13 protein-coding genes are annotated in these 18,144 nt (G+C 62.2%); 5 read left to right on the plus strand and 8 right to left on the minus strand.

The annotated features are described in order from the left end of the window. Positions 1 to 349 precede the first annotated feature (349 nt). Positions 350 to 1,462, minus strand: coding sequence for a Gfo/Idh/MocA family protein (locus ABEL04_RS13275; RefSeq protein ID WP_375802874.1), 1,113 nt, complete (start codon positions 1,460 to 1,462; stop codon positions 350 to 352). A gap of 665 nt (positions 1,463 to 2,127) precedes the next feature. Between ABEL04_RS13275 and ABEL04_RS13280 the strand changes: the two genes are divergently transcribed. Both ABEL04_RS13280 and ABEL04_RS13285 read left to right on the plus strand, forming a co-directional pair. Next, positions 2,128 to 2,790: an energy transducer TonB gene (locus ABEL04_RS13280; protein WP_375802875.1), complete on the plus strand. Its 663-nt coding sequence runs from the start codon at positions 2,128 to 2,130 to the stop codon at positions 2,788 to 2,790. A gap of 440 nt (positions 2,791 to 3,230) precedes the next feature. Continuing rightward, positions 3,231 to 4,013 (plus strand): DUF3047 domain-containing protein, encoded by a 783-nt coding sequence (locus tag ABEL04_RS13285; RefSeq protein ID WP_375802876.1) that lies wholly within the window; start codon positions 3,231 to 3,233, stop codon positions 4,011 to 4,013. On the opposite strand, the gene ABEL04_RS13290 is transcribed toward ABEL04_RS13285, so the two are convergent. From ABEL04_RS13290 to ABEL04_RS13305, 4 genes are all read right to left on the minus strand, one after another. Next, the gene (locus tag ABEL04_RS13290) at positions 3,967 to 5,808 is read right to left on the minus strand and encodes an ABC transporter ATP-binding protein (RefSeq protein WP_375802877.1); all 1,842 of its coding nucleotides are present in this window, start codon (positions 5,806 to 5,808) and stop codon (positions 3,967 to 3,969) included. The two genes, ABEL04_RS13285 and ABEL04_RS13290, sit on opposite strands and share 47 nt — an antisense overlap. Positions 5,809 to 5,969: 161 nt before the next feature. Beyond that, positions 5,970 to 6,248 carry a hypothetical protein gene (locus ABEL04_RS13295; RefSeq protein WP_375802878.1) on the minus strand — a complete coding sequence of 93 codons (279 nt, stop codon included), beginning with the start codon at positions 6,246 to 6,248 and terminating at the stop codon, positions 5,970 to 5,972. 105 nt (positions 6,249 to 6,353) lie between these two features. Further along, positions 6,354 to 6,740: a DoxX family protein gene (locus tag ABEL04_RS13300; protein WP_375802879.1), complete on the minus strand. Its 387-nt coding sequence runs from the start codon at positions 6,738 to 6,740 to the stop codon at positions 6,354 to 6,356. A gap of 218 nt (positions 6,741 to 6,958) precedes the next feature. Next, positions 6,959 to 7,594, minus strand: coding sequence for a nitroreductase family protein (locus ABEL04_RS13305; RefSeq protein ID WP_375802880.1), 636 nt, complete (start codon positions 7,592 to 7,594; stop codon positions 6,959 to 6,961). 259 nt (positions 7,595 to 7,853) lie between these two features. Here ABEL04_RS13305 and ABEL04_RS13310 point away from each other — a divergent pair, with 259 nt between their 5' ends. Continuing rightward, on the plus strand, positions 7,854 to 8,429 hold the full coding sequence (locus ABEL04_RS13310; RefSeq protein WP_375802881.1) for a TetR/AcrR family transcriptional regulator: 576 nt from the start codon (positions 7,854 to 7,856) through the stop codon (positions 8,427 to 8,429). A gap of 159 nt (positions 8,430 to 8,588) precedes the next feature. Next, positions 8,589 to 9,803, plus strand: coding sequence for a threonine ammonia-lyase (ilvA, locus tag ABEL04_RS13315; RefSeq protein ID WP_375802882.1), 1,215 nt, complete (start codon positions 8,589 to 8,591; stop codon positions 9,801 to 9,803). Positions 9,804 to 9,993: 190 nt separating this feature from the next. On the opposite strand, the gene ABEL04_RS13320 is transcribed toward ilvA, so the two are convergent. Then, complete coding sequence (locus ABEL04_RS13320) at positions 9,994 to 10,176, minus strand: nitroreductase family protein (RefSeq protein ID WP_375802883.1); 183 nt, start codon at positions 10,174 to 10,176, stop codon at positions 9,994 to 9,996. 260 nt (positions 10,177 to 10,436) lie between these two features. Between ABEL04_RS13320 and ABEL04_RS13325 the strand changes: the two genes are divergently transcribed. Continuing rightward, positions 10,437 to 11,006: a TetR/AcrR family transcriptional regulator gene (locus ABEL04_RS13325; protein WP_375802884.1), complete on the plus strand. Its 570-nt coding sequence runs from the start codon at positions 10,437 to 10,439 to the stop codon at positions 11,004 to 11,006. A 270-nt stretch (positions 11,007 to 11,276) separates the two neighbouring features. Here ABEL04_RS13325 and ABEL04_RS13330 read toward each other — a convergent pair whose 3' ends face one another. Further along, on the minus strand, positions 11,277 to 13,016 hold the full coding sequence (locus tag ABEL04_RS13330; protein WP_375802885.1) for a T9SS type A sorting domain-containing protein: 1,740 nt from the start codon (positions 13,014 to 13,016) through the stop codon (positions 11,277 to 11,279). A gap of 405 nt (positions 13,017 to 13,421) precedes the next feature. Further along, the gene (locus tag ABEL04_RS13335; RefSeq protein ID WP_375802886.1) at positions 13,422 to 17,969 is read right to left on the minus strand and encodes a T9SS type A sorting domain-containing protein; all 4,548 of its coding nucleotides are present in this window, start codon (positions 17,967 to 17,969) and stop codon (positions 13,422 to 13,424) included. Positions 17,970 to 18,144: the final 175 nt, after the last annotated feature.

The following is an 18,144-nucleotide window of genomic DNA, read 5'->3' on the forward strand; positions in this document are numbered from 1 at the left end:
CTGCGTTCATGTTCGATGGGGCCGGTCCGGCACGCTCGTGACGCCTGGGGACTTATACCAAATGCCAACGATAACTGTGCCCTTTGCGTCGGGATGTTCGGGAAGAAAATGTCGCGAGGCGCGCCTCGCGACGGACCTTCCTTTTGAGCAGAACGATCACATGTACACCGATTTTCGGCAGTCGGTATTACAGCATCCCGGCGCGGGCCCTGCGCCACGGGCGCGGCCTTGATCTGGGAGGGCACCGGACTGAGGCGGTGGACGCAGAGACCCCGCGAGGGAGGGAGGAAGGCCAATCGGAGGAGGCCAGTGACACTGATGGACGTGCGTCACGGAGGCTGCGAGCGCATCAGAGCTCAATTCGGGCTCCGTCCTTCCGGTCCGACTCCATGATGGCGTTCACGATCCGGATATCGGCCAGGCCCTCCTTGCCGGGCACAATGGGGGCTCTGTCCTGCTTGATGGCCTGAGCGTCGTCGTCCATCTGCCGGGCCTGCTGATCGTGGGGGTCGGGCGGCAGTTTCGTGCCGTCACTGGTCTTGCCCTGCACGCCGGAGTAGGACTGGAACGGACGCAGCTGGTACCATCCGTCTGTGCACTCCACGTCCAGGTAGTTCGTCGATTTTCCGAAGCTCGTCTCACCCTTCGCCACGACGCCTCCTGGGAACTCCAACTCAAACTCTGCGAACTCCGGTACTTCACTGTACATCTCCTCTCGCTCGGACCAGGTGCGGCCCCGCGCGGCGACCGGCTCCAGGCCGGTAGCGTAGCGGGCCGCGTTGATTGGATAGACACCCATGTCGTAGAGAGCTCCACCGCCAAGCTCAGCGTCCCGTCGCCAGTCGTCGGGATCAGGGTGGGCTCCGTTGTATCCCGCCCCGGTCTCTACGGACGTCACCGCTCCGTACGTCTCCTCCTCGCCGTATCGGATGATGGTCTGCGTGTTGGGCTCATGCTGCATCCGGTAGCCGACGGTTAGCTGTACCCCGTTCTTGTCGGCAGCGTCAATGACGGCCCGGCACTCTGCCGCGTCCATCGCCATCGGCTTCTCGCACCAGACGTGCTTCCCGGCCTTAGCGGCCTTAATTGCATCTCGTGCGTGCACCCCCGGTGGCGTCACGATATACACCACGTCGATGTCGTCGTTGTCGGCAATGTCGGGGAGGGTCTCATAAGTGTACACGTTCCGGTCCGGAATTCCATGACGCTCCTGCCAGACCGGAATTTTCTCGGGGGACCCGGTTACGATGCCTCGGAGCTCACAGTGCTCGGTCTTCTGCAGCCCCGGGGCCAGCTGGGTGGTGCTGTAATTGCCCAGACCGCAGAGCGCCACCCCGAGCGTACGGTCCCGGTTGGGGAGGAGTACGGACGGGAAGCCGGTCGTCGAGGCCGCCAAGGCCACCCCGGCTTGCTTTAAGAATTCCCGTCTGGACGTGTTTTTGAACGTGGTGTTTTCAGACACGACGAGCAGTGGTGGCTGTGAGAGAGAACCGGGTAAAACGCGGTCTAATGAACGCCCCTGCCCTGCGATATATCCATCCGATCGCGCCGTTCCGGTCGTGTGGCAGAGGGCGGCCCCTTGGTACACTTCGTCAGCAGATCCCGCAGCGAGCATGCTGGCCTTAGGGCGCCGGGTTGTCCGACATCAGCGGGGCCTGCTACATGCAGGGCAGAGGCAGAGACTATGCCGAGACGCCGCGAAGCCGGGTCGGTGTTGCGTGAAGAGGACCCGTTTCAGCCAGGGAGTCCGGGTCGGGACCGTCCCCAGATCGCGCAGCTGGAGGCAGTTCCGTGAGGCCACGGTGCGCATGGCGAACGGGCGATGGGGCACGTCGTCGGCCCTCGGCGACGTCGTTTCGGCCAGGTCTCAGCTGGCCGGTTTGCGTCCGCGGGAGCGCTGGAGAACTGTGCGGGTCGATGTCGACCAGTCGATTGAGGCCTCCGGTTCATCGAACGGCCCCCAACAGGGACAAGTCTTTCTCATAGCGCTCATCCCGTCGGGGATGGGACGGGGACGTCACTGCGATGGCTCACGCCGATTCCGTTCTGTAGGGAATGCTCTCCGGCGAAAGCATTGCCCTGTCAGGACCTTCGTTGTTCTCTGAGAAAAAGACCCTGCCTCGGCTCATGGCCCTGCCTCGAAACACTGGCCCCGATCTCCGCGAGCAGTATGGCGTTCACCTCCAGATCGGACTGGCCCTTTCGCTTGCGGTACTAGTCGTGGTATTCCGCCTGCCGACCGGCAGCCCGTCCAACGAGAGTTCGCAGTTCGAAACGCGAGAGGCGGAGACCGTCGACGTGAAGCAGATTCGCCAGACTCAGCAGACGCGGACTCCTCCCCCTCCGCCACGACCTCCGGTGCCGCGAGAGGTGCCGAACAGCGATGTGGTAGCGCAGGAGTCTCGCAGTTTCGACGCCTCGCTCGACTTCAAAGAACCACTGGCTTCGAAGTCCGGGCCGCCCTCGTCGGACGAGGGACAGGACGACGAGGTCTTCGTCGATGTCGAGACACGTCCCGACTGTGGAGGGGCCGAGTCGCTCCAGCAGAAGGTGCGGTACCCGGCCTCGGCCCGGAAGATGGGCCTCGAGGGACGCGTCTTCGTCCAGTTCGTGGTAGACGAGCAGGGGCGCGTCGCGAGCCCGACGGTTGTGCGTGGAGCGCACAAGATGCTCAATCGGGCAGCGCTCCAGGCCGTCCAACGATTGGAGTGCACGCCTGGGAAGCAGCGGACTAAACCTGTGAAGGTCCAGATGACCATGCCGGTTGTCTTCGCGCTCAATCAGAATTAGCGCGGCGTCCGACCCTCCCGGCGGGGCATGCCGGCCCGCCTGGCGGGATGAATAGACCACCGGGCCTCCATCTCCCCGGCCCCGTCGGACACATCTTCACTAGTTTGGGAACCACTTCCCCGAGCAGAAGTCCCTCCTCAGGCGCCTCTAGAATCTGCGTACTGGGAAACCGAAGCGACATCGAGTGCTATCGGCGGATGCAGCAGGCGGGCGGACCGTCGTCCCCGCAGTCCTTCCGAGGCGCCTGAACGAGCGTCGGGTTCGACAGGGGCCGCTCCCGAAGAAAAAACCGTCGAATCAAAGAAGTGCTCGGCGCGTCGCAACAACCCGGGTGTCCTCTTCCACTCATGGACAACTGAGGAGGCGGTGCTGGACTCAAGGTCCTGTCCTCGACCACTGCGTCCGCGGATTCTAATTTCCGAATGAAGCACTCCAGGCCGATGTCCCGCACTGGCCTCGCCCTTCTCATCGTCGTGCTCGCGGGCGGAGGCGCGCTCGTCACGACCGCCGGGCCGCCCACGCTGTACATCGGGCACTTTTCAGCGGCATCCTCCTCGCAGACCCACCCGACCGACTGGCGGCCGATCCGGTTCGGCAACAACGACGCGCCGACAAGCTACGACCTCGTGCAGTCCGGCAGCACCGTCGTCCTGCGCGCACGTAGCGAGAATGGCGCCTCTGGCCTGATCACGTACCAGCGTGTGGACCTCAGCACCCATCCGGTTATCGAGTGGCGGTGGCGGATCGAATCAACCGTCGACGGGGGCAACGTCGCGAAGAAGGAGGCGGACGACGCCGCCGCACGCCTCTACGTCACGTTCGACTACAGCGGGCTCGGCTGGCTCAACCAACTCAAGCTCACGCTGCTTCGGAACCTGGGCTACGGCGACCTCCCTACGCGCGCGATCAACTACGTCTGGACCAATCAGCTCCCCCAGGGAGACCTTCGCCCCAGCCCGTACACCGACCAAATCATGATGCTCCCCGTGCGCAGTGGGTCCACCCGGGTGGGAGAGTGGGTGCGAGAGCGCCGGAACGTGCGTGCGGATTACCGAGAGGCCTTCGGTGAAGCGCCGCCGCCCGTGGCCGGGGTCGCCCTCATGACCGACACCGATCACACGGGCGACTCCACGCAGGCCCTCTACGGCGACATTGTGTTTCGGCCCGCTCCAGGGACTACGAATGCGGCGCCGACGGATCTTCCATCCGGCGGGGATTCGTGATTGGAGACTCCGCTGTCTTGAGATGGGCGGGGCGGTCCTCGTCCCGGTGCTGCAGCGCCCGCAGCTCGGCGTAGCGGCCATTTTGCGCCAGCAGTTCCTCGTGGGAGCCCTGCTCCACCAGCTGCCCGTCCTCCAGCACGAAAATTGTGTCGGCGTCCTCGATGGTGCTGAGGCGGTGGGCAATGACGATGGACGTGAGGTGGCTGCCACGGGCGAAGAGGCCGTCGAGCGCGTCCTGAATGACGGCTTCCGACTCGCTGTCGAGGTCGGACGTGGCCTCGTCCAGCAGCAGCACGTGGGCGTCCTTCAGGATGGCGCGGGCGATCGCGACGCGTTGCTTTTGGCCCCCGGACAGCCGCACGCCCCGCTCTCCGATCTGGGTGGTGTAGCTGTCGGGCAGTTGCCGAATAAATCCGTCGGCGTTCGCCAGCTCGGCGGCCCGCCGCACCGCATCGTCGTCGGCGTCGGGATCGGCGTAGCGGATGTTGCCCGCCACAGTGCCGGAGAAGAGTGTGGGGGCCTGCGGCACCAGCGCGATGCGCTCCCGGAGCGCCTCCAGGCGGAAGGACCGCAGGTCCTGCCCGTCGATCGTGACGCGGCCCTCCTGCGGGTCCCAGAAGCGGGCGATGAGGCTCGCCGCCGTGCTCTTCCCCGCGCCGGACGACCCCACCAGCGCCGCCGTCTCGCCGGTCTCGATTCGGAGCGACAGGTCCTTCAGGGCGGGCTCGTCGGCACTCGGATAGGTGAAGTGGACGTTTTCCAGGGCCACTGGCCCCACCGGTACGTCCTCCGCCTCGCCCCCCTGCTCGGGCGCGGTGTCCATGAGCCCCGAGAGCCGCTCCAGCGCCGCCATCCCCGCCTGCAGCTTGTCGTTGAAGAACATGACCGACTTGACCGGTCCCTGCAGCTGGCGCTGATACATGATGAACGCCGTGAGCTCCCCGATCGTGAGGGTGCCCCCCGCCGTCATCCAGCCGCCCACCAGCAGGAGCGCCCCGATGCCGTAGTTGGCCGTGATGTTGATGAGGCCTTCCATCGCGCCCACCTCCTTCCGCCGATCCAGGTTGAGGTCGACGTAGGCCTGATTCTTCTCGCCGAAGCGCTCCCGCTCCTGGTCCTCGCCGACGAAGGCCTTGACAATCCGGATGTTGGAGACGGCCTCGGTGGAGGTGGCCGTCATGCGGGCCACCGTCTCGCGGATGTCGCGGGAGGCGTTGCGGAGCGGCTCCTGGTAGTACCACGTGATGAGCGCCAGGAGCGGGAGCACCACCAGGTTGACCAGGGCCAGCTGCCAGTTCATCCACACCAGGATGGACGCCACCACCAGGATGGCCACGAGCTGGCCCGACAGGCGCGAGGCGGCCGCCTGGATCATGCCCTCCAGCGCGTTGGGATCGTTGACCACCCGTGAGCTGAGCGAGCCGGACTGCTCGTCGGAGAAGCGGGACACGGGCAGGGTCAGGAGGTGGTCGTACGCCTCCATGCGCACGTCGCTCACCACCTGCTGCGTGAGGGCAAAACTCCAGAACATCCCGCCGTACTCCACGACGGCCTTGAACAGATAGAAGCCCGCAAAGGCGAGCCCGAACCAGAGAAACAGCGTCGACTCGCCCCGGGGGATGACCGTGTCGAAGGCGTAGCGGACGAACTGCGGCCCGGCCGCCGCCAGCGCCGACGAGAAGCTGATGAGCAGGGCCAGCGCAAACACCCGCACCTTGTAGGGCGCCAGCACGCCCCAGAGCCGCTTCAGGATGGTAAGGGTCGATTCTCGCGTCTCACGTTCGGTGTCGGGCATGGGCACTCCGTAGAATCAGTGATCGGTGTGAGTTCGGTCGTCGCTCACCAATTGTCCCCCACATCGATCCCCGTTCAAGTGTTTGAGAAAATCTGGAAGCAACTTCGTTGCTGCTTATTCGGGCTGTGGCCTGCACATCTCCGGACACGATCCTCCGCGGGTCAGTTCCTTGCGAGCAGCTTTACCGGGCGCAGTTCCGTGAGAGCCGCCACCATCAAACATCGCTTCAGGGACACGTCCGCCGGTTCCTCGGTCGCGTGCTCGGTGGATTGACGGTGGGTGGCGGCATCGAGTGCCGCACGGCGCACTGTTTGCTCGACGAGGTGGCTGACGACGTGCTCGGGTAGAGAGGCCTCGTCCACCCCAAGGTGCTGGAGGACCCTTCCGGAGGTCTCCAACTCCTGCTCGAAGAATGTGCGCAAGGGGGCAATAGCACTCATGGGCTCAGTTTGTTCGATCGTCGCAGTATGACGAAGTGGAGCGGTCGTTCTCCGGGGGCGGCGAGGGAGGGCCGCCCCTCTCCCCGATCCCGGTTCCGTGGGCCTCTACGCACCGGAGGGGTCGCCGTCCGCTGTGGGGAGGTAGTACCGGTGGTAGGCGACATACGACGTCAGCAAAAGGGCGAGCGCCACCACGGGTGTTATCACGTCCGAGATGGGATCTCCCACCGCAAGGTGCGCGATGATGGCCGAACTAAAGTCGATGGTGAACCCGGCGTACGTCCACTCCTTGAGCCATCGAGGTAGGGGGACGAGCAGCGCCACCCCGCCTACGAGCTTAGCAATGCCAAGCTGAACTCGGAAGTAGTCCGGAAACCCGAGGTGGGCGAAGGTCTCAGCGGCCGTCTCGGTCGCAAAGTACATGGTGCCCGAGGCGAGTGCAAGGAGTGCGACGAGGACGGTTGATCCCCAGTAGAGGGATTTTGTACTCATGGGGGAAGTCAAAAGGGCAAGCTAGAGGGGGGCAACGTGCCTGGTCGAAACGGGTCCTGATGGGTTTGAGGAGCGTTCAACTCCAGAGTCTCCTCGCCGGTGCGTAATGTCCGGCGTCCAATTGTTTCACGCGGAGATCCGCAAGGAATGGAGTTCCTCAGCGGTTGATGGGCTTGTTGATGGCTCCTCCTGAGGTGCACCCCGGAACGAGATGACACCTACTCGTCCGTGACGAGTGCGGCCGGGGCGTCCCAGTCCTCCCCAAAGACAAACCCGTCGAGTGGCTTTCGAGACCGGGGGGACCGTTCGGCGTCTCGACGGCCGTCTGGCAGGCGTTCCGGGTCGCCGAGGTAGCCTACCGCAAGGCCCGCCATCGGCTCAAAGTCATCCGGCACGTCGTACGTCTCGCGGATCACATCCTTCTTGATGCCAGCCATCTGATGGACGAACAGGTCCATTGCCGTCGCTTGGAACGTGAGCGCGGCGGAGGCGGCGCCCACATCGTGCGGCGCGGCCTGATTTTCGTGTCCATTGTGCGAAAAGGTCGTCTTGTAAAACGACATCATCAGCACAGGGGCGGTGCGCGCCCACTCCTGGTTCCCGTCGCTCAGGCAGTGGAGGAGCCGCTCGTATTCGTCGGCATTCTCGTGCCGTGAGGCCACGGCGTAGCGCCATGGCTGCTCGTTGTACGACGACATCGTCCAGCGGGCCGCCTCCAACATCCGTCGAATTTTCTCGGGCCTAACAGGACGATCGGCAAACGCGCGGGGGCTCCAGCGCTCGGCGAACAGGTCCAGGATGTCGTGGTCGGGGTCGGCGATTTTCTGGGGCCGGAGGGCCGGAAGGGTCTCCATAGACGTCAAGAGCGAAAATGTGCAGGCTGCGAGCAGGGACGGATGCGCAAGCTGAAAACAATCTATTACTCGTACATCCAAATACCTAAAAATCCTTTCTGTAATGATTGTTTCAGATCGTCGCTGAGATCTTGTAACGCCGAGAACAAAGATCGGCCCTGCTCTCCCAACCCGGCCGGAGAATTGAGCGTACTGGAACGTTCGTTTGGTTATCGCTTTGACACTGTACGCCGCGCACTTTTGATTCCCCCTCAGACAAATGCCGCGCACCAAAGAGTTCGACCCCGACGAGGTCCTGGAGCAGGCGATGAGGCTGTTCTGGGAGAACGGCTTCGAGGCCACCAGCGCCCAAGACCTGGTGGACCGCACGGGCCTGAACCGGTCCAGTCTGTATAACACGTTTGGGAGTAAGCAGGAACTATACCTGCGGGCACTCGACCATTATCGGCAGCAGGACGTGGACATGTTCGGTCGGCTCCTCGACCAGTCCGATTCCGCGCGGGCCGCGATTCGGCATCTGCTGGAGGAGGCCATTCCCACCTGCGATGAGGATCAGCGGGGCTGCTTCGTAGCGAGTGCCACCGTCGAGCGGGCCCACTGCGACGCGGAGACGCGCGAGCGGGTCTGCGACAGCTTCAGCCAGATGCGGGACGGATTTGAGGCGCTCGTGGAGCATGGGCAGGCACAGGGCGAGATTCCCGAAGAGCGCGATCCGGAGGCCCTAGCGCACCTCCTGGCCAACACCTACTTCGGCATGCAGACGATGGCCAAGCTCGGCCTGCCGGCGGACGTGTTCAACGACGTGGTGGACGAGACGCTTCGGGGACTGGGGTAGAGACTCGGGTCCGACGGGAAACGAGAAGCGGCTGGATGAAGGGCGAACGCAGCTCTACCTTGTTGTATATCCGTTCACGCCGCAGGATGGAAGGGCTTCCGGTATCCCTCCAGACGCGGTTCCGGACTCCGTTCTCCTCTCTCGCACTGCGCCCTACGCATGACCGTTACGCTCGACGATATTCACGCTGCCGAGGATCGGCTGGACGATCCCTCAGTCGCCCGGAAGACCCCGGTCGACTCCAACCGTTTCCTCTCGGACATGGCTGGAGCGGCCGTAACGCTCAAGATGGAGCACCTCCAGCGCACAGGGTCGTTCAAGACCCGCGGGGCGTACAACAAGCTTGTTCAGGCCTCGTCCGGGGCGGTCGAGCGTGTGGTGGCGGCCAGCGCCGGCAACCACGCGCAGGGCGTCGCCCTGGCCGCCACGACGGTGGGCCTTGCTTCCACCATCGTAATGCCCCGGAACGCGCCCCAGGCGAAGGTCGATGCGACTCGCGGCTATGGGGCCGATGTAGAGTTGGTCGGCAACACGTTTCGGCAGGCGATGAGCCACGCCCAGGAGCTCGCCCGGGGGGACAACATGCTGTTCGTGCATGCCTACGACGACCCCGACATTGTGGCTGGCCAGGGCACCCTCGGCCTTGAGCTCTGCGAGCAGGTTCCGGACATCGACACCGTGATTGTGCCGATCGGCGGCGGGGGCCTCATCGGGGGCATCAGCGTGGCCCTTGCGGGCGTCGCCCCCAGCGTGCGCGTCATTGGCGTGCAGACCGAGGGCGCCGCGACGGTCCCTCAGAGTCTCGACAAGGGAGTACCTGTCTCCATCGATGACCCCGATACCATCGCCGACGGCATCGCCACCGGCAGCGTTTCCGAGCTCACCCTTTCGCTCATCGAAGAGCACGTGGACACCGTCGTGACCGTCACCGACGGAGAGGTCGCGCAGGCCATTCTGCTTCTCCTCGAACGGGCGAAGCAACTGGTGGAGGGGGCAGGGGCGGCCCCGGTCGCCGCCCTGCTGTCCGACCACCTCGATGTGACGGGAGAGACGGTGGTGCCCCTCCTGTGTGGGGGCAACATCGATCCGCCCCGACTGGAAGAGGTGCTGGACCACGCGATGACGGACCGGGTCCAGCTCCTCCGACTCCGGGTACGCATCAACGACCGGCCCGGCCGGATGGCCGACATCTCCCAGCGCATCGCCGCACAGGGGGCCAACATCCGCGAGGTGCGCCACGAGCGGACCGTCGAGGACCTCGATGTGGGAGAGGCCTTCCTCGTGTTCGAGGTGACCACCAGCGGCCGTGGCCAGGCCGAGAACACCGTTGCGGCGATCGAAGAGGAAGGATACGAGGTGGAGCGGGTGAACTGAACCGTTCGACTGTCCCGCGTTTTGCGTTCCCGCGTCTTGCGTTGCGCGTCGCCGGAGCGACGCCACCGCTCGAAGGATACCGCCGTACTTTCGGCACGTCCTCCGCCCACTCCTGATTCCACTCATTCAGACAGTGGAGCAGCCGCTCATATTCGTCGGGGGCCTCGTGTCGCGACGCCACCACGTAGCGTCAGGGCTGCTCGTTGTAGGACGACATCGTCCACCGCGCCGCCTCCAGCATCCGCCGGATCTTCTGGGGCTCCACGGGCCGGTCCGCGAAGGCGCGCGGGCTCCAGCGCTCGGCGAACAGGTCCAGGATGTCGTGGTCGAGGTCGGCAATCTTTTGGGGCCGGAGGGCCGGAAGGGTCTCCATAGACGTCAGACAAATGTGTGAGGGGACTACGAGCAAAGGCGGATGCGCAAACCGGGAACCATCTTCCACTTGCGCATCCAAGCACTTGAAAATCCTTTTTGTAATGATTGTTTCAGATCGTCCCTTGAGATTCTGTAACGCTGGGAACAAAGATTGACCGTGCTCCCCCGACCCGACTGGAGAACTGCGTGTATTGGAACGTTCGTTTGGTTATCGCTTTGATGATGTATGCCGTACACTTTTGATTCCCCCTCAGACAGATGCCCCGCGCCAAAGAATTCGACCCCGACGAGGTCCTGGAGCAGGCGATGGAACTGTTCTGGGAGCAGGGCTTCGAAGCGACCAGTGCCCAGGACCTGGTGGACCGCACGGGCCTGAACCGGTCCAGCCTCTACAACACGTTCGGGAGCAAGCAGGAACTCTACCTCCGAGCGCTCGACCACTATCGCCGGCAGGACGCGGACGTGTTCGAGCGACTCCTGGAGCAGTTTGACTCGGCCCGGGGCGCCATTCGGCACCTTCTAGAGCAGGCGATCCCCGACGACGATCCGCGGGGCTGCTTCGTGGCGAACGCGACCGTGGAGCGGGCCCACTGTGACGAGGACACCCGGGCGGAGGCCTGCAAGGCGCTCTCTCAGATGCAGGACGGGTTCGCGGCGCTCGTGGAACACGGGCAGGCGCAGGGCGAGATTCCCGCGGACCGGGACCCGGAGGCCCTGGCGCACTTCCTGGCAAACACGTACTTCGGCCTCCAAACGACCTCTAAGCTCTGCCTGCCGACGGACGTGTTTGAGGACGTGGTGACGGAGGCGCTGCGGGCGCTCGGGTAGACGTGGGACTCTGAGAGAAAGCCTGAAGCCCCCTCTTCAGAGAATTCTGCTACGGCCGATCCGGGGGATCCGAGAAGGGCGTTTTCTCTACCTCACTCGACGGGCCGCTCTTGGCACTCCTGTCGATCGGTAGACGCAGTAGCCCCACCAGTCGTACGGCATCCCTGTTTGCCACGATGGCCACGGGAGACCACCCCCATCCTAGTTAGAGCCGACACACTGCACAAGTCCTACAGATGGGTATTTCACCCGATCAGTAGATCACGCTCCCTACCGAACCACTGTCAGGCGCTGTGTCTTCGTGGCACTCTCAGCTCTCAGCCGTAGGAAGTATACCCCGCTCGCCAATCGGGAAACATTCAGCTGCCGCTTGTGACGGCCTTCCCGCTCCCCGTCGACTACGGTCTGGACGCGTCGTCCCAGGATGTCGTAGAGGTACATCTTGACGTCCTGTCGCTCCGGCACCGCATAGCGCACCGTCGCTCGCTGCTGGGCCGGGTTTGGATAGGTACCGAGCAATTCGACTTCTTTTACACTCCGCTCCACAGTCACCTCTTTGGAGTAACTGGCGCTGCCGTCCGTATCGACCTGCTTGAGGCGGTACGCCAGCCGATCGGCCTCGTAGGGTGGGCCCTCGTCCGTGAAGCGGTAGGACTGGGCCTCGGTCGTGGTGCCGGCCCCCTCCACCGAGCCGACGCGCGACCACGGGCCCTGCTTGTCGGCTCTCCGTTGGATCTCGAACCGAGCGTTCCCCGTCTCCGAGGCGGTCTGCCAGGTGAGCCGGATCTTGTCCGCCTCAGTAACCGCCGCCCCGAAGCTCGCCAGCTCCACCGGAAGCGGGTTGTCGAAAAGATTCTCGTACAGGATGGCGGAGACCGACTGGGACGCCCTGGAGAATCCCGTGATCAGCAGGTCCTTGTCCTGGTCCCCGTCAACGTCCGCAATCGAGGTGGAACTCTCTATGACCCCGGTCAGTCCGGCGCCCGCCTCGCTGAAGCCCCCCTGCCCGTCCCCCAAGTACAACGTCGCCGTCGGGCCCGAGTCCGAGAAGCCGGTAATCAGGAGGTCCTTATCCTGGTCCCCGTCGACGTCCGCAATCGAGGTGGAACTGGGCCAGACTCCGGTCAGGCCCGCGTTGGCCTCCGCAAAGCCTCCCTGCCCGTCGCCGAGGTACAAGGTTGCCGTCCGGTCATTCCCGTCGTTGCCGGCAATTAGGAGGTCCTGAAAGCCGTCCCCGTCGACGTCCGCAATTGAGGTGGAACCTTGGAGGACCCTGGTCAGTCCGGCACCCGCCTCGCTGAAGCCCCCCTGCCCGTCCCCCAGGTACAGGGTCGCCGTCCGGTTGCCACTTGTGTCGCCGCCGGTAATCAAGAGGTCCTCATTTCCATCCCCGTCGACGTCCGCAATCGAGGTGGAACCTTGGAGGACCCTGGTCAGGCCAGCGTTCGCCTCGCTGAAGCCCCCTTGCCCGTCGCCCAGGTACAAGGTCGCCGTCGGGTTGTCGTTTGCGTCCCGGCCGGTAATCAGGAGGTCCTGATTGCCGTCCCCGTCGACGTCCGCAATTGAGGTGGAACCTTGGAGGACCCTGGTCAGTCCGGCACCCGCCTCGCTGAAGCCCCCCTGCCCGTCCCCCAGGTACAGGGTCGCCGTCGGATCGAGGTTTGTGTCTGCGCCGGTAATCAGGAGGTCCTTATTCTGATCTCCGTTCACGTCCGCAATCGAGGTGGAACTACCGAAACCAACCCCGGTCAGTCCGGCGCCCGCCTCCGTGAAGCCGCCCTGCCCGTCGCCCAGGTACACCGTCGCCGTCCGGCCCGAATCCGAGTCGCCAGTAATCAGGAGATCCAGATTGCCGTCCCCGTTCACGTCCGCAATCGACGTGGAACTACCGAAACGAACCCCGGTCAATCCGGCGGCCGCCCGCATCACAAGATTGGCGGAGCCCCCCGGAGTTTCGTTCCCGAGTCCCTCCGGCGCCGATTGCTCTTCTTCCGCTTGCCCCTCCCCCACCTGATTTTCTCAAGAAGCGGATCGGCCATCTGCTCTCTCACTGACCGGGGTATCGGCTCCTCTGGGTGGCGCAGGTAGTAGCCCGGGCCCATTGGCGTCTGTTGAGAGGCAGGAGCCTCCCGCTTCCCCTCCGGCTCCTCGCCGCCCTGTTGGGCAACGGCAGGCGATGGGCAAGTGGCAGTGCCGAGAGAAATGCCGAAGAGAAGTGCAGGGAGAAGGACGGGGCAAAAGCGGGAAAGAGGGGTCATGGGCTAGGGATCATGGGCTAATTCGTGGAAGGCGCAATGAGAAGGTAACGCGAAAGTGGTAAAGCGTAGATGCAAGGTGGAGTAAAGAGAGACCACCGCGACCAGAAGGTGGCCCAGGAGGAAATTGAGAGGGTTAGGATTTGACTGTCTTAAGCAACTACCGAACTACCGTCAGCTTCTGGGTCCGCGTCTGGCCTTCAGCCTGGAGCCGCAAGAAGTACACGCCACTCGCCAGCCGCGACACGTCCAGTTGCCGCTTGTGACGGCCTTCTCGCTCCCCGTCGACTACGGTCTGGACGCGTCGTCCCAGGATGTCGTAGAGGTAAATCTTGACGTCCTGCCGCTCTGGCACCGCGTAGCGCACCGTCGCCCGCTGCTGGGCCGGGTTTGGATAGGTACCGAGCAATTCGACTTCTTTTACACTCCGCTCCACAGTCACCTCTTTGGAGTAACTGGCGCTGCCATCCGTGTCGACCTGCTTCAGGCGGTAGGTGAGCCGGTCGGCCTCGTAGGGAAGTTCCTCGTCAACAAAACGATAGCTTCTCGCTTCGGTCGTGGTGCCTGCGCCTTCAACTGAGCCGACCGTCGTCCACGTGCTCCCTTCGTCTCCCACTCTCCGCTGGACGCGGAAGCTGACGTTGTTCGTCTCGGAAGCAGTTGTCCAGGTCAGTCGGACCCTCTCGCCGTCTACCGTCGCCTCGAAGTCGGAGAGCTCCACCGGGAGCGGCTGGGAGTTGCTCGCCAGCACGAACTCTCCAAACCCATCGACCGCCGCGTAGATCTCATCGTCGGACGGGTCCCCTGGGGTGCCCATGCTGTCGACTTGGGTATCGAGTGCGGCGAATGGGCCGTTGCTCGGGGCAGGCCGACGGTAGATCTGGACCTTCGTCGGGTCATTGATGCCCCCGAGCGTGTCGGCTTCGAACCGAACCTCTGTGCCTTGCCCAACGGTGAGACCGTTTCCAGCGCCAATGAGGACCCGGTATTTACTGACGTTGCTCTGGGGAATGCCGCTGGCTCCAATCGGCGCACTGTCGTACAGCTCGACCGTGACGGTGGCGGCGCCGATGGTGCCGGCGAAGTCGATGTTGGTGCCTGTCGGACCGAAGTCGTGGAGACTGTCGGACTCGACGAGCGACGATACGCTGGCGAGGAGCGACGGATCGTTGCTCAGGGCCACCTGGATCGACACCGAGGCAGTGTCGGACGCGCCGAGCGAATCGGTGGCCACGAGTTCAATCGTATGCGCGCCGAGGGAGAAGTTGGCAGCGGAGACATCGATCGTCTCGCCGATGCCGAGCGAGTCGCCTGATGCGGTTTCCCACCTGAGGGCCGACCCGGAGAGGGAACCGTCCTCCGTGTCATTTGCGCTCCCCTCCAACGTGATGAACCCAGAAGTGTCGGTCACGGCCCCGTCCGTCGGGGAGAAGATGTTCGCGCTCGGCGGCACATTGGATGTCCCGAAGGTTCCGTCCGATTTGTCTTGGGCAGTATTGAAGCCGTCGCTTGCCTGCACGCGGATCAGCCCGTTACCGGTGCCCCCAAGAGCAGTGGCGTTCACCGTGAGGGAATCGCGGGGCCAGCTGGTGGCGAGCGCCTTCCAGGTCGATCCGCCGTTGGGGCTGTAGTGGACTGTGTACGAGAGGGTATCCTCGTCTGGATCACTGGCCGACCATTCCAGAGTTACCGAGTCGTCACCAAGGTCTTCTCCTCCATTCGGCGACTCGACGGTGATGGTCGGTGGGTTCTGGCTGGCCGTCGTAGAGCCGATTACCTCGCCGTTTGATTGTTTTTTTTGTGGGCTCTTCTCATTTCCTTCGAAAACAACCTGGGCTGTTTCAATAGCCGAATCTGCCGGCACCGGGATCGAGAAAAACCCGATTTCCGAAACATTTCTAGACAGAGCAACCCTTGGCTCGAACGAAACCTCTTCCACGACACTACCTCCCTGATCAAGCATTTGGAGGGTGTAGTCTCCCGGCTCCGGCATGAGGGCACCAACCTGGTCCGAAGAGACGGTTATCGCGGTGAAGGGGCGAAAACTCGCGCTTTTATCCGCTGTGTTAATCTCACCTTTTACCATCAGATATTCGTTCTCCTGGCCGTTCTTGAGAGAAAGAGCCTTTCCAGATTTCGGAGATGCTTGCCTTTCGAGGCTTGCGAGTTGATTCGGCGCGTCAGGAGAAAAGCGAGCATTGATGGATTCTCGGAGCGTTGTATATGTAATATCTGACACCCATGTACGGCCAACGAAGTCTACATAGTCCGCCCCCAGCAAAGTGCAGTAGCTCATAAGTTCTGCATTAGGCCCATTAGGTCTCTTCCCAGTGGACAGAGCGGTAGAGGTCCCCTTAACTCTCTTCTTTCGCACATTAATACCCCACATCTCGTCATATATTTTTTCTTTGGTTGGGCCGAGAGCAGCGAATCCTTCGAAATTTAGGGGTGTCTTTTCAATTATTTCTGGTTTATTGTATGGAATAACATGCGGGTCTTCAGATTTACTCTTACTCCCACAATAGGTATTCCCATTTTGATCGACGGCATGACCTATGCCGAGGGCATGAGCAATCTCATGGGCGACAGAATGGTGGAGTGGCTCGTCTGTAGGGCCCGTCGTGTCTGGAGCGGCCGCCGCAACATTGCTAGGGAGTGGTAGTGGAGTTGCCCCCGAGGTTCCATCTTTTTCGAATTCCTCCACTAATCCCATATAAATGCGGTCTTCGCTCGTAGAACCTCCCTCTAGGTCTGCTTCACGCATGTCACGCAGTTTCTCATGCACCTCAGTATCTGTAGGTGTATCGACAACAGCCATCTCTTCACGTTTGATACCCCTAATAATATTCTTAATGGGATACATTTCTATGAGCCTCTGAATTTCGGCATCTGTGTTGCCAGTAGGATAGTGGAGGTTCCCGCTCTGGTCTCTCCAATAGAGCTCGACAAACGTGATTTCAGGAACGGCAGTAGGTTTAAACTCGACCTGAAGCTCGCAGTTGGAATCCACGGCGGGGGCAGTCGAGCACTGAAGCCCTTTCCCGACGAGCTGCAAGTTTACCGTTCCGTGGAGCCAGCTTGGAGGAAGCACAAAATAGAGGCTCTTTTCCAGATCAGCCCGGTGTTTAGCAATCTCAGGGTTAGTCTCTGGGGGAGCTTCGAAGGGGGCTTCAGGCTCAAGCGGAGATTTTGCGAGAGACGAGCCGTTCCGTGTGCCCTTCAGTCGAATTCCCTTTACGGGCGCGGGGCTTGAACCTCTATTCTGAAGGTGAGCGCGCACAATGGTTTTTTTCCCTTGGATGAGAGGCACGCTGTTGTTCCAGTCTTGGATCGACTGGTTGACCTCAAGCCCAATCAGTTTGAGGTCCTGGAGCACCGCGGTGACTTCAGAAGACGGATTGCTTTCATTGCCATCATCATCCACTGCCGTCACCCGATAGAAGTACTTCGTGCCTCGTAGGAGGCCCGAGTCGGTGTAGGATGTAGAGCCGATAAGGGACTTGTTCAGCTTTACTGCCTTGTTCACCTCGCTAAATATAAAGGGCGCCCGGTAAACGTTGTAGCCAGCAAGATCGTCCGCGCTAACCGGGTTCCAGTCTAATTCGACTTGCTCGTCTCCGATGGTCTCTTGAAGACCGGAAGGCTCCGGTGGCGCGTCGTCCGATCCGCTTGACGAGGGATTCCAGTCCGGTTGAAAGTCACGGGCAGAATTATCGGTAATCTGGATGAGGTCGCCCCCTCCATTGGCGCTGATTGTGTAGATTTCGAAGTCTCCGTCCCGGTCGCTTGCGAAGGCAATCCGGCCCCCGCCGGGCGACCACGTTGGGTGGCGATCATTGGCCGAGTTGTCCGTCAGTTGCGTTAGGTTTCCCGTTTGCACATCGAGGACGTAGATTTCCCAGTCGTTGCCGGAGTAGCCCCCTGAATACATGGCGACCTTGTTGCCATCCGGCGACCAGTGGGGCCCGGCAAACCTCGTAGAGGAGTCATCGGTCAGGTTTGTGTCGTTTTGACCGTCCGGGTCGATGGCATGAACATCGCCGTCGCCGTTCGTGATGTCGTTTGGATATGCAATTCTGTCGTCTACGGACCATGAGGGCGTTCCTTGGTCGACCTCCGATGCTCCAGTCACGATTTCCGCCCGACTAGAGCCGTCGGCGTCCATTGTCAGGAGGTCGTTGTCCTCATAAGACCCGCTCTTGCTCGTGAACGCAAACTGGTTTCCGTCGGGGGACCAGCTAGGCTTCCGATCCTTCGCACTATTGTTCACGACCGGCTGCACCTGACCACTCGCTACCTCAACAGTGTAAATGTCATGGTCTGATTGGCTTGTTCTTCTCTGGAAGGCAATCGTCTCGCCGTCCGGAGACCAATCCGGATTCCTATCGCGGCGACTGTCGTCGGTAAGCCGATTAAACGACCCATCGGGACGGCGGACATAGATTTCCTGGTTGCCATCCCGATCGCTGGAGAATGCGAGGTGGGCGCTGCTTTCAACCGGAGTTGAGTTGACCTTACCCGAAGAAGCTGTTCCGCTGTCCTTATCCAGACTTGCCGCATGGACTGGCTTGGCCCCACCAGCTTTGGTCGTGGTCACCTGCTGGGAGCGAAACTGCTGCGCCCAAACGGACGAGACAAGCAAGACAGCGGAAAGACTGCCAACGACAGTCCAAACCGTGTATTCTCCTTTGCCGCCGACGAAATGCATGGCAGGAGAGGAGTTTGTTGGTCCGCGAAACCTTTACTTGAGAACAACCACTGTTTACTATCGGCAAGCACAATGCCATTCGGTTCATCCCCCGCGTACTCCGGATGCAATCCTGTCTTACCGGCCTGACCACACTTAAGTGTTGCAGTCCTGCAATACGCTATTCGTCCGCGCC

It is taken from the genome of Salinibacter sp. (assembly GCF_042218895.1).
Taxonomy (GTDB): domain Bacteria; phylum Bacteroidota; class Rhodothermia; order Rhodothermales; family Salinibacteraceae; genus Salinibacter.